9 protein-coding genes and 1 riboswitch are annotated in these 13,272 nt (G+C 46.0%); of the genes, 3 read left to right on the forward strand and 6 right to left on the reverse strand.

Annotated elements, in window-relative coordinates; all coding sequences use genetic code 11:
* Positions 1-137: 137 nt before the first annotated feature.
* Positions 138-1,760, reverse strand: a complete 1,623-nt coding sequence (locus LT679_RS08565) for an NADP-dependent glyceraldehyde-3-phosphate dehydrogenase (protein ID WP_232177038.1) — start codon at positions 1,758-1,760, stop codon at positions 138-140.
* Between the two features lie 124 nt (positions 1,761-1,884).
* On the opposite strand from LT679_RS08565, the gene LT679_RS08570 reads away from it, so the two are divergent.
* Entirely contained in the window at positions 1,885-2,490 is a 606-nt protein-coding gene (locus LT679_RS08570; protein ID WP_232177039.1) for an HAD family hydrolase, read from the forward strand.
* A 20-nt stretch (positions 2,491-2,510) separates the two neighbouring features.
* Here the strand turns inward: LT679_RS08570 and LT679_RS08575 are convergent, their stop codons facing one another.
* From LT679_RS08575 to LT679_RS08595, 5 genes are all read right to left on the reverse strand, one after another.
* Positions 2,511-3,737 (reverse strand): hypothetical protein, encoded by a 1,227-nt coding sequence (locus LT679_RS08575; RefSeq protein WP_232177040.1) that lies wholly within the window; start codon positions 3,735-3,737, stop codon positions 2,511-2,513.
* 16 nt (positions 3,738-3,753) lie between these two features.
* Complete coding sequence (locus LT679_RS08580) at positions 3,754-5,019, reverse strand: outer membrane beta-barrel protein (protein ID WP_232177041.1); 1,266 nt, start codon at positions 5,017-5,019, stop codon at positions 3,754-3,756.
* A gap of 45 nt (positions 5,020-5,064) precedes the next feature.
* Positions 5,065-6,021, reverse strand: a complete 957-nt coding sequence (gene metF, locus LT679_RS08585; protein WP_232177042.1) for a methylenetetrahydrofolate reductase [NAD(P)H] — start codon at positions 6,019-6,021, stop codon at positions 5,065-5,067.
* 96 nt (positions 6,022-6,117) lie between these two features.
* Positions 6,118-9,792: a methionine synthase gene (metH, locus tag LT679_RS08590; RefSeq protein ID WP_232177043.1), complete on the reverse strand. Its 3,675-nt coding sequence runs from the start codon at positions 9,790-9,792 to the stop codon at positions 6,118-6,120.
* 148 nt (positions 9,793-9,940) lie between these two features.
* Positions 9,941-10,051, reverse strand: a riboswitch (SAM riboswitch).
* A 40-nt stretch (positions 10,052-10,091) separates the two neighbouring features.
* Positions 10,092-11,696, reverse strand: a complete 1,605-nt coding sequence (locus tag LT679_RS08595; protein WP_232177044.1) for a S41 family peptidase — start codon at positions 11,694-11,696, stop codon at positions 10,092-10,094.
* A gap of 108 nt (positions 11,697-11,804) precedes the next feature.
* On the opposite strand from LT679_RS08595, the gene murQ reads away from it, so the two are divergent.
* Both murQ and LT679_RS08605 read left to right on the forward strand, forming a co-directional pair.
* On the forward strand, positions 11,805-12,617 hold the full coding sequence (gene murQ / locus LT679_RS08600; RefSeq protein WP_232177045.1) for an N-acetylmuramic acid 6-phosphate etherase: 813 nt from the start codon (positions 11,805-11,807) through the stop codon (positions 12,615-12,617).
* A 15-nt stretch (positions 12,618-12,632) separates the two neighbouring features.
* Positions 12,633-13,199 carry a hypothetical protein gene (locus tag LT679_RS08605; protein WP_232177046.1) on the forward strand — a complete coding sequence of 189 codons (567 nt, stop codon included), beginning with the start codon at positions 12,633-12,635 and terminating at the stop codon, positions 13,197-13,199.
* Positions 13,200-13,272: the final 73 nt, after the last annotated feature.

The raw sequence follows: 13,272 nt of genomic DNA on the forward strand, positions 1-13,272 counted from the left end.
GGTTTAGCAATAGTTGTGTCAAATTTTTCGACCTCTAAATATAATATTGCAATGTTAACAAAACCACTTATAACGAAGTAATTACAAAAAAAGCCCCCGCGGAGCGGAGGCTTCGGCTCTTCGTAGCCTGTAAAATTTTAGAGAATAAACTTAGTGCTCAAAAAATTCGAGTCGTTATCGTGCACAATTTCATTGATGATCTGCTTGTTGGCATCATTGAGCTTGGTAGCTACCAGCGAGCGGATAGAGAATGAACGCAAAGCATCATGCACGGATAGGGTGCCTTCGGCGCTGTCTTTACGACCGGTGAACGGGAAAACGTCCGGTCCGCGCTGGCATTGTGCGTTAATGTTAACACGGCTCACCAGGTTCACAAATGGATCAATCAGTGATGATATCTCCTTGGCATCATTACTGAAAATGCTCACCTGCATACCATGCGGCGAATCTATCTGATACTGTATCGGTTCTTCTATCGACTCGTACGGCACTACCGGTATTACCGGGCCAAACTGCTCCTCGCGGTAAAGCTTCATTTTATCATTAACCGGGTAAACCACCGCCGGGAACACAAACGACTCCGCCGTTACGCCGCCGTTCTCATTCACCACCCTGGCACCGTTTGCTGATGCATCTTCAATACACTCTTTCAAATAATCAGGCTTATGCGGCTCGGGCAACGGGGTTATTTTTACATCCTTTTCCCAGGGCAGGCCTATTTTCAGGTTAGATACACTTTCGCTGAGCAAACGCAAAAAGTCATCGGCTACCTCTTTGTGTACAAATATCATTTTAATAGCCGTACAGCGCTGCCCGTTAAATGACAGCGAACCCAATATACATTCGCTTACCGCCAACTTCAGGTCGGCATGTTTGGTAACGATGGCAGCATTTTTAGCATCCAGACTTAGAACAGCACGCAGCCGGTTAATTTTAGGATGGCTCTTTTTTAAACCATTCGCTACCTTGCTCGAACCAATAAAGGCCAGCACGTTGATCTTTCCGGTTTGCATCAGTCCGGGGGTAACATCGGCACCACGACCGTAGATGGTATTTACAACCCCTTTCGGGAAAGCTTCCTGAAAAGCCCTTAACAAAGGGTAGTGCAACAGCGTACCATGTTTAGGTGGTTTAAACAACAGAGTATTACCCATGATTAACGCGGGTATCAGCGTGGTAAAGGTTTCGTTAAGCGGATAATTGAAAGGCCCCATGCACAGCACCACACCTATAGGAGAGCGGCGTATCTGGGCGATGATGCCCTCGGCCATTTCAAAGCGGGATGATTGGCGGTCAATGTCCTTTAACCCGTCGATGGTAGCGTTGATGTACTCCACCGTACGGTCAAACTCCTTGGCCGAGTCGGCGTATGATTTGCCTATCTCCCACATCAGCAGTTTAACCACCAGCGTGCGCTGCTCAATCATTTTGTACACGAACTTTTCCATGCACTTAATGCGCTGGTCAAGGCTCATGGTAGGCCATTCGCCACGACCGTTGTCATATGCGGCAATAGCGGCATCAAGGGCTTCCATAGCTTCCTTTTCTGTACAAACCGGATAGGTGCCAATTAATTTGCGTCTAAGTCCGTCGGGGGTTGGGAGGCAAACGGGCGAGTAAACTTCCGTAACGTCGCCATCCCAGGGTTTCATTTCGCCGTTGCTGAGGTATTCCCGCTGATGAACTTCCTCAATCCTGAACTCGTCAGGTATCTGGCTTTCATCAACAAAAAGTGAACGGAGCTGATCTTGAAAACTCATGGTGTATAGTTTAGTTGTTTTTTCATTGTAGTGAGACATCCAACCGCACAGCATCGCTTTCACTTAACGCAAGTTAAAAATTAATAAGCTTACATTTACCCGGTACATATAACTTTATATTGATATGATAAAAGCCATAATTTTTGATTTGGGTGGTGTTTTGATAGACTGGAACCCACGCCTTTTATACCGTAAGATATTCAATAGTGAAGAGCAGATCACTCACTTTTTAGATAATGTTTGCACGCCTGACTGGAACGAGGAACAGGATGCAGGCCGCAGCCTGGCAGATGGTACCGAGCTGCTGGTAAAACTACACCCGGAGCATGAAGACAACATTAGGGCGTTTTATAGCCGGTGGACCGAAATGCTTGGTGGCGAAATAAAAGGAACCGTTGAAATTTTTAATCAACTAAAAAATGACGACCGGTTTAAGCTTTACGCACTAACTAACTGGAGTGCCGAAACTTTCGTGATTGCCGAGCAGGAATATCCGTTTTTAAAACAGTTTAACGGTGTGGTAGTGTCTGGCGTAGAGAAAACACGAAAACCGCATGCGGAATTTTACAACATCTTATTAAACAGGTATAATTTAAAGGCCGAAGAAACCGTATTTATTGACGATAACCTGCGCAATGTTAAAGCGGCAATTGACCTTGGGATAGACGGCATACATTTTACCTCGGCGGATGATTTAAAAACAGCCTTACAAAAAAGAGCCATACTTTAAAGTATGGCTCTTTTATTATTCTACAAATGATAGCGCAAATTAACCCCCAGCACCCTTGATGTTACACCGAACAATACATAATTGGTATATGCGGCACGTGGTATATAAGTAAAAGCCACCTCATACCGTTTGGCAATTACAGCCCCGAGCTGCAACGGGAAATTTGCCCAATAGCGCTCTAATTTATACGGAACATTTAAGTACGAAGTGGTATTGTTATCACCATAAAAACGGTTGTTTTTATAAAACGAGAAATTCAGGCCAATACCTGCCGATGCAAATATTCTTGCAGCGGCAGTACTGTAGAAACTAAAAACCACCTGTGGAGTTATTGAAGCGTTATATTGCTCAAACTGGTAAAACTGCCTGTTTTTAGCCCCGGTATATATTGGGTCTGCGCCTGCGAAAGTAGGTTTATTGTAATAGAATGAAACCTCAGTGCGCAGTACCAGTTTTTTGGTAACCACGTTATTAAAGATATCTACACCTGCATGTATCCTTGGCGAAAAGCTGTTTACCGTACCGGCGGTAATAAATTGGTTATCGCCCACAAAACGGTTTTGCGATACCACACCACCCAATCCTGCAAAAAACTGGTGCCCGCCTGTAGATTTATGAACGCGCTTGCCATCGCCGTTAATTTTTTCAAAAACTTTGAGCAAATCGTCTTTACGGTAGTTAAGCCTGTCGAAATCAGTAAGGCGTACATCGCCGCCGCTATATTTCTTTTGTAGTTCAAAAACCTGCGATATGTAAACCGGTAGTGTACGGATAGTAGAGCCATCCTCATAATAATTATAATAGATCAGTTCTACAGGCAGCTGATTGCCCTCTTTATAAAAGAAGCTGCGCTTGTTATCCTGAAATTTATCATACAAAGAAACCTTTGAGCCGCTGATCAGTTCATGCAAAAAAACCGTATCAACGCGCGTTGTGGTATCCCGGTATGTATCCAGATCAGGGAAAACATTTTTGTTATTGCTAACGTGGCCAATATACGCCAGGTACGAATAGTCGCCGGCCGTAAAACTTTTGACGGTTAGTGGCGTATACTTGGTTTCCCCTTTATCTGCTACGCTCTTTTTAAAGCTGATAGATTGCGGGTTAGTATCCCATTCTTTTACGTTGATATATCCTTTAACCGTGTCACCGTTATTTTGAATAACGTAGCCCTCGCGGTAATTTGACTGCGCAACACAGAGTATCGGGCATAACAGGGTTGCTAAAATTGTAATTAAGGTTTTCATTTAAATAAGGATTAGGCTAATTGAATGCGTATCTTAAAGTGAGAGCAGTGGTTGACATTTTAACGCCGGTTAATTGTTCGGCATTAATACGGTGAGGTAGCGTGTAACTTACCGCTGCCTCAACTTTTTTGTTAACAATTACGCCCAACTGCAAAGGCAACATAACTATAAACTTTGATAGCTCATAAGTTGCATAATAAGCTGAGCCGTTTAATATAGCGTCATCACTTATACCGTTCTTAGTATAATTATTATAGCTAAAAGCCACCCCGCCACCTATGTTAATTTTTAAATTGTTGGCGTTATAGAAATTATAAATTACTTGGGGCGATAAGCTTATAAAATTGCGCTTGATTTGATAGACCTGCGTTTCAGGCTGATTGGCTGCATTAAGTGCGCTACGAAAAGCTTCGCCCTGTAAAAACTCAGCGGCAAGCTCAGCCCGGAATATCACTTTCCGGGTAACCGGGTTATTAAAGAAATTCAAACCCGCAGCAACCTTAAAACCCGGCTTGGACGAAACATCATCAAACGCTATTGATGAAGATACAGTACGGAATGTAGTACGCGCCAGCACCACTCCGGCCCCTACATAAAATTGAGCTGCCGGTTGCCCGTGTGCTCCTTTAATTTCTTTCTGGCCGTTTATTTTGCGCACCAGGCGCAACAGGTCGCGCTCGTTAAAGGCTGTTTTTTCAAAGTCCTGCAAACTGTAATTTCCCCAATCCGGATGTACCCTTGTAAGGTTAAGCAGCTGTTGGACGTAAAATTTTTCTTCACGTAATATAGCACTGCCCTGCGATACCATTTCTTGATTTCTATCGAGGTAATAGTACCGGTAATAATTAAGTTCAACCGGTTGCTTCCCGTTTTCTTTGTAGAAAAAGCGCGGTTTTACATTGTCTGTAAGTGCATATAATGATAACCTGTCGCCGCTTTCAAGCTCTTTTAAAAAAACAGTGGCCGGCAGGGTGGTTGTATCTCTTTCCTTGTCAACATTTGGAAACTGATTGTGATTATTACTCACTCGGCCCGAATAACTGACATAAGTAAAATCGGGCTGCACATAAAAACTGCTTACGTTGGCAGGTTTGTAGCGTTGCGATGTATCGTCAGCAGCTTTGAAGTCAATATATTCCGGGTTGATATTCCATTCCCTAAGATCAATTTTTCCGCGGATGGTATCGCCAGTATTCTTGACGATATATCCATCTTTAAAATTTGACTGCGCAAGCAAACTAAAGGGCATTAACATGCCGAGTAATAAGGTGTAAATTTTCATTAAATTGTGTAAGGTTCAGATCAAATAGTTGTAATAATAATTCAGTTAAAATATCGCCTCGGCAATGCGCTTTGTAGGACCAGGGTTACCCATGGTGTAAAAGTGAAGTACCGGCGCGCCGAAGTTAACCAATTCCTTGCATTGATTTATCATCCATTCAATACCCACATCTTTTACTTGCTTTTCGTCCTTACAGCCTTGTATGGCATCCACCAAATCCTCAGGCATATCAATAAAGAACGTTTTTGAAAGACTTACCAATTGCTTTGACGCGGTGATTGGTTTCAAGCCGGGAATGATCGGTACATTGATACCATGCTCACGGCATTTATTCACAAATTCAAAATATTTCTGGTTATCAAAAAACATTTGCGTCACAATGAACTCCGCACCCATATCAACCTTTTGCTTGAGGTATTGAAAATCAGATTTCAGGTTGGGTGCCTCAAAATGCTTTTCGGGATAACCCGCCACACCGATGCAAAAATCGGTACGCATCATGTCGCCATAATCTTCGTGCAGGTATTTGCCGTTGTTCATGTCAACCACCTGCTGTAACAGTTCAGTGGCGTAACAATGCCCATTGGGTGTAGGTATAAAGGTGGCATCTCCACGGCGAGCATCGCCACGTAGAACCAGCACGTTATCAATACCCAAAAATTGCAGATCAACCAGCGCGTTCTCGGTTTCATCCTTAGTAAAGCCACCGCAAAGCATGTGTGGCACGGTATCAACCTTATATTTATTCATGATAGCCGCGCAAATGGCTATGGTACCCGGGCGTTTACGGTAACTCAGCTTTTCGAGCAGGCCGTTGTTGTGTTGTTTATAAATATAATCTTCGCGGAGCGAGGTTACATCAATAAAAGGGGGATTAAACTCCATCAATGGGTCGATGGCGTTATATATGCCTTGTATGCTTTGCCCTTTTAAAGGCGGTATCAACTCAAATGAAAAAAGTGTTTTGCCGTTGGCGTTTTTGATATGTTCGGTGATTTTCATGGAGCCCCTAACCCCTAAAGGGGGATTTTTTGGATATAGATTCTGTTAGTTGTTAAATATAATATAAAGCTCCCCCTTCAGGGGGCCCGGGGGGGATCAATAGTTCAAATTCGGCCCCAGCCATTTTTCGGCATCTTCAATGGTCATGCCTTTGCGGTAAGCGTAGTCGGTTACCTGATCCTTGCTTATTTTGCCCAAACCAAAGTACCTTGCCTGCGGATGCGCAAAATAGAAGCCGCTTACCGACGCGGCAGGCATCATGGCCAGGCTCTCGGTAAGGTGCATGTGGGCATTGTCTTCGGCCTTTAACAGTTCAAACAAAGTAGTTTTCTCGGTATGATCAGGGCAGGCCGGGTAACCCGGTGCCGGGCGAATGCCTTGGTATGCCTCCTTGATCAAAGCGCTGTTATCCAGATCCTCATCCTTAGCATAGCCCCAGTAATCTTTACGTACCAGTTCGTGCATTTTTTCGGCAAAGGCCTCGGCCAAACGGTCGGCCAGGGCTTTAGCCATAATGCTGTTATAATCGTCATGGTCATTTTCAAACTCGGCAACCAACTCATCGCAGCCTAAACCCGCGGTTACCGCGAAGCCACCCCAATAGTCGGGCACACCGCTTTCCTTTGGCGCGATGAAATCGGCGAGGGCATAATACGGTTCGTCCTTAGCCTTTTCCGCCTGCTGGCGTAGTGTGTGTATTTTAGTGATGACGTGCTGGCGGGTTTCATCGGTATATAGTTCAATATCATCGCCCACGCTGTTGGCCGGCCAAAAACCGATTACCCCGTTTGCATGCAGCAGCTTTTCGTCAACAATGCGCTTAAGCAATACCTGTGCATCGTCAAATAGTTTTTTGGCTTCCTGCCCTACGTATTGGTCGTTAAATATCTTTGGATAGCTGCCGCGCAACTCCCAGGTATGGAAAAACGGTGTCCAGTCTATATAAGGCAGCAACTGCTCCAGCGGGAATGATTCAATAACCTTTACACCTGTGAATGATGGTTTGTTAGGTATGGCGCCGTTCAGGTTAATGTTACACTTCATGCGGCGGGCATCCTCAATGCTTACAAAGCGTTTATCGCTGCGCTTGTTCAGGTGCGCCTCACGGGCTTTAGCGTATTCCTCTTTGATACCGTTAACATAATTATCGCGCAAGGCGGGATTCATCAGGTTACTACACACTGTTACGCTACGCGATGCATCCAGCACGTGTATGGCGGGACCCGAATAATTGGGCGCCACCTTTACTGCGGCATGTATGCGCGATGTGGTTGCCCCGCCAAGCAGCAGCGGCATGGTAAAACCTTCACGTTCCATCTCCTTGGCAAAATGCACCATTTCATCCAGCGACGGCGTGATCAGGCCACTGAGGCCGATAATATCTACCTGTTGCTTTTTAGCTTCTTCAATTATTTTTTGGGCGGGCACCATAACACCAAGATCAACCACCTCGAAGTTGTTACAGGCCAAAACTACGCCTACTATATTTTTGCCAATATCGTGCACGTCGCCTTTTACGGTCGCCATCAGCACTTTACCGGCGCTACTGCGTTCGTTGCCCGTAGCATTCTTCGCTTTTTCGGCCTCGATGAACGGCAGCAAGTACGCCACCGCCTTTTTCATTACACGTGCCGATTTTACTACCTGCGGCAAAAACATTTTGCCCGAGCCGAACAAGTCACCAACGATGTTCATACCATCCATTAGCGGCCCTTCAATTACCTCCAGCGGACGAGCGTATTGCTGGCGCGCTTCCTCAACATCGGCATCCAGGTATTCAACAATACCTTTTACTAACGCGTGCGAAAGGCGCTTTTCAACCGATTCCTTACGCCACTCTTCATCCTTAACAATCTCCTTGCCTTTGCTTTTTACCGTATCGGCAAATTCAACCAGGCGCTCGGTAGCATCAGGGCGGCGGTTAAGCAGCACGTCTTCAACTAATACCAGCAGGTCTTTTGGTATTTCCTCATAAACCTCCAGCATACCGGCGTTAACGATGCCCATATCCATACCGGCCTTTATGGCATGGTATAAAAACGCGGAGTGCATAGCCTCGCGTACTACGTTATTACCACGGAACGAGAACGATATATTACTTACCCCACCGCTCACCTTGGCGTGCGGCAGGTTTTGTTTTATCCAGCGGGTAGCTTCAATAAAATCAACCGCGTAGTTGTTATGCTCCTCTAAACCGGTAGCTACGGTAAGGATGTTCGGATCGAAGATGATATCCTGCGGAGGGAAACCAACCTCGTTAACCAGTATATTGTATGAACGCTGGCATATCTCGATACGGCGCTCCAATGAATCGGCCTGACCGGTTTCATCAAACGCCATCACTACTACGGCCGCGCCATAGCTTAAAATTTTACGGGCATATTCTTTAAACTTTTCCTCTCCTTCTTTCAATGAGATGGAGTTTACAATGCCTTTGCCCTGCAAGCATTTTAAACCCGCCTCAATCACCGTCCACTTAGACGAATCGATCATGATAGGCAGCTTGGCAATATCGGGTTCAGAGGCTACAAGGTTCAGGAATTTCACCATCACCGCTTCCGAGTCGATCATGCCCTCGTCCATGTTAATGTCGATCACTTGGGCCCCGCCTTCTACCTGCTGACGGGCAACGGTCAGTGCAGCTTCGTAATCCTCGGCTAAAATCAACTTGGAAAATTTTGGCGAACCGGTAATGTTGGTACGCTCACCTACGTTCACAAAATTGGTTTCGGGTGTCAGTGTAACCGCCTCCAAACCGCTCAGGCGCAGGTGAGGCTCAATTTGCGGTAATTGGCGCGGTGCAAATCTTGCAGCACGCTCCGCAATGCAGCCGATGTGATCGGGCGTGGTGCCGCAGCAACCGCCAACTATGTTTACCAGTCCGGCTTTTATAAAATCGTCAACCTGATGCGCGGTTTCGTGCGGGGTTTCGTCATACGCGCCAAACTCATTGGGCAAACCCGCGTTAGGGTATGCCGAAATAAATACATCAGCCTTGTTAGATAATTCTTCGAGGTATGGGCGCATTTCTTTAGCACCCAAAGCACAATTCAGCCCTACCGACAGCAAATTGGCATGACGGATAGAATTCCAGAACGCCTCAACCGTTTGCCCCGAAAGTGTACGGCCGGATGCATCTGTTATGGTACCCGATATCATGATAGGCAGATGCTTCCCGCTTTCGTCCGCATAACGCTGGATGGCAAACAGGGCCGCCTTGGCGTTCAGGGTATCAAATATGGTTTCAACCAGCAACAGATCCGAGCCACCGTCAACCAAACCACGTACCTGCTCATAGTAAGCCTCAGCCAAGTCGTCAAAGCTTACGGCACGGTAACCCGGATCGTTCACATCAGGCGATATGGAAGCCGTACGGTTTGTTGGCCCAACAGCACCTGCTACAAAGCGGGGCTTCTCAGGTGTTTTTTTAGTATACTCGTCAGCAACCTCGCGGGCAATTCGGGCGCCTTCATAGCTCATTTCGTAACCCAGCTCCTCCATGTGGTAGTCAGCCAAGGATATGCGCTGCGTGCTGAAGGTGTTGGTTTCAATAATATCAGCACCCGCATCCAGATACTCGGCATGTATAGCCTTAATAATATCGGGGCGCGTAAGGTTAAGCAGGTCATTATTACCTTTTAAGTCCGACGGATGCGCGGCAAAACGCTCACCGCGAAAATCGGCCTCGGTAAGCTGGTACCGCTGTATCATGGTACCCATTGCCCCGTCAATAACCAGTATGCGTTTTTTAAGTTCTTCTCTAATATCCATTGCTAAGTTTACAGTTTGCGGTGGACAGTTAACCACCAGCAATAAGCATACAAGTAAAGTTTTGATACACATAACTGCGTATTGCCAACTGCTAACTGCATACTATACTAAAGCTTATCTCGAAAAGTCGGGTGTACTATATGACTTTCGCTTATCTTTCCTAACCACTTAGTTTGCGGTTAAGTAGAATGTAGCACCTTGTAAGTACAGGTTGCTAAGACATCGCAGGGTCTAATCCCTCCGTCTTTCTCCATAAGCGATGCAAAATTGCACAATAAGTTTATAATGTGCAACTGTTTTTAGCGGATGGCCGTGAAAGCCTTGTTGAAAGTATTATCATCCTTGTTCACCGCCTGAAAATAAGCGCTGTCTCCCCATTTAAAACGTGCGGCATAGGCCTTTAGCAGCGTCTTTATGGCCGGGGCGCTGGCCTTAAGCTCTTCTTTTGGGAAACGCCTGGTTATGCCTGATGCATACTGCATAAAATCATTCAATTCAGCATCGGTCGGCAAATAGGTATTTACAAATTTATCAGCTAAAGGGTAAGCGCGCAACAGAGGTTGCATCCTATCGAGGACGTAAGAGGTAAATAGCTGCGCATCCGTAAGGGCAATTATTACCGGTGTAGATTGAGCTGTATCGGCCGGTACAAAAATATCTGGCATTATACCGCCACCACTAAACACGGGCTTGCCGCTGCTGGTACGGTATGGCGATTTTTTATTGATGGCGCTATCGTTAAAGCTCATTTCTGCCGAAAAAAGCTCCCCCTTACGCATACGTTCAGCCAACTCGTTACGGTAACTCGCTACGCCACGACTATATGATTTCTGTATCGACCTGCCTGACGGGGTATAGTACCTGGCTACCGTTAAATTTACCGCCGAACCATCATCAAACGGGAATTGTTGCTGCACCAGGCCTTTGCCGAATGAACGACGGCCTACAATTACCGCACGATCCAGATCCTGCAGGGCACCGGATAATATCTCGCTGGCCGAAGCCGAATATTCATCGATCAACACAGCCATGCTTCCTTCCTGAAAACTACCGGAATCGGTAGCGAAGTAGTCGGTACGTGGCTCATGCACACCTTTTGTATATACTATGAGGTCATCCTTTGGCAAAAACTCATCGGCCATTTCGGTTGCCGCGGTAAGGTAACCGCCACCATTGCCACGCAGGTCAAGCACCAGTTTTTTCATGCCCTGCACTTTAAGCCTGGCAATCGCTTTTTTAAAGTCGGCGTTGGTAGTAGCTGCAAACTTACTGATCTTGATGTAACCTACATCGTTCCCTTCAATATAAGCCGCATCCAGGCTGCTTAAAGGCACGCGGCCGGGTTTTATGGTGAAGCTTTTTTCTGCGGATGTATTATCAGGCAGCAGGGCACTTATAATTACAGTTTGCGCCTGTTTGCCTTTCTTCAGCAAAATGGCGGATGCAGCGCTGTCGGTTATACCTGTTCCGGCAAATTTTTTACCGTTAACGGCTATTACCCGTGTACCGCCGGTAATTCCGGCTTTAGCCGCCGGGCCGCCCGTATATACTTGTGTAATAACAAGGGTATCGCGCAGCAAAGTGTATTCAATACCCAACCCGTTAAAACCACCTTCCAAACGTTCGTTAACGGCGCTGGCTTGCTTAGGCGGCAGGTACAGCGAATGAGGGTCAAGCTTTTGCAGCAGCTCATTAACCGTAGCCCCCTCAATACTATCTACATTTACCGAGTCGACATAATTATACTGCACCAGCTCCAATACTTTCGACATTTTATCGTTATGTTGTAACGACAACCCGAAAGGCTCAGAACCGGCACCGCCCCTGCCCAGGTAAATACCCAAAACCACCCCTAATATGAGTAAAAAGGCAGAACGGAATATTATGGAAGCGGTTTGTTTCATTAGTATTATATTAACACAAAGATAATTAAATTAAGTTCTGCGTATAATTTGCGTATTACTGTATTTGATGAATTTTACCGAATTTTGTTAATCTAAAATCTGCAATAAATGGAAGCTACTACCGAGCAAAGCTCATACTATAATGATCTGGAAAAGATGAGTGTGGGCGAACTGCTGCAAAATATAAACCGCGAAGACCAAACCGTACCCTTAGCCGTTGAAAAGTCCTTACCACAAATTGAGGCGCTGGTTACCGCCGTTGCGGAACGTATGCGCAACGGGGGCCGCTTATTTTACATAGGCGCTGGTACCAGCGGCCGGCTGGGCGTGGTTGACGCATCTGAGTGCCCGCCTACCTACGGCGTACCTTTTGATATGGTGATCGGTATTATTGCCGGGGGCGACGGCGCCATCCGTAAAGCCGTTGAGTTTGCCGAGGATGATGCCGAACAGGCCTGGCAGGATATGCTGGCCTATAATATTACAGAAAGGGATGTGGTGGTAGGCATAGCTGCATCGGGCAAAACACCTTACGTTATAGGTGGCCTAAAAACGGCTAATGCTAATGGTTGCCTTACCGGTTGTGTGGTTTGTAACAGCGGCAGCCCGGTAGCTGCCGAAGCGCAATACCCGGTAGAGGTGGTTACCGGGCCTGAGTTTGTTACAGGCTCGACCCGGATGAAAGCGGGCACCGCCCAAAAGCTGGTTTTAAACATGCTTACCACCAGCGTTATGATACAATTAGGCCACGTTAAGGGTAATAAGATGGTGGATATGCAGTTATCAAACAATAAGCTGATTGACCGCGGTACCCGCATGGTGATGGCTGAAACCGGGCTTGATGAGGCTACCGCAGCCGATCTGTTAAAGCAGCAGGGCAGCGTACGCAAGGCAGTTGAGGCAGCCGGCATAAAACAATAAAAACAAAACAGGCAAATGCACGAGATAGAACCATATTATAAATGGCGCGATGATTATGTGGCAGCGGAGGATGAACATTCGCCTTTTTACGCTACCCAGTACAGCGAATTTGAATTTGATAAACAGATATACAATTACCTGCTGCACCCGCAGTGGGACACCTTTGGCTCAAACACCTTATACCTGAAGGTGCTTTTTGTGGATTACGAAAGGAATTATGCCATCATAGAATTTATAGGTGAATGGAATGACGCCATAGGCAACGATATCATGATGCTGAAACGCGAGTTACTGGAATTAATGATGGACGAGGGCGTGAACAAATTTATCCTGATCGGCGAAAACATATTGAACTATCATTCATCCGACGATTGTTATTACGAAGAGTGGTTTCAGGATGTAGAAGACGGCTGGATAGCGGGCATAAACTTCAGGGAACACGTTATTGAGGAATTCAAACGCAATAACATCGATTATTACATTAACTTCGGCGGTGAACTGGACGAGTTCGTCTGGCGCGGATTAAAGCCCATACAGGTATTTAAAAAGGTAGAAGAGCAACTGACTAAACGATTAAATTAAATCGACACGTTAGTTGTCAAAACCAAAAATCACAAAGGGCGGCAATGTTTATTGCCGCCCTTTGTGATTTTTA

This window comes from Mucilaginibacter roseus (assembly GCF_021215455.1).
GTDB classification, from domain to species: domain Bacteria; phylum Bacteroidota; class Bacteroidia; order Sphingobacteriales; family Sphingobacteriaceae; genus Mucilaginibacter; species Mucilaginibacter roseus.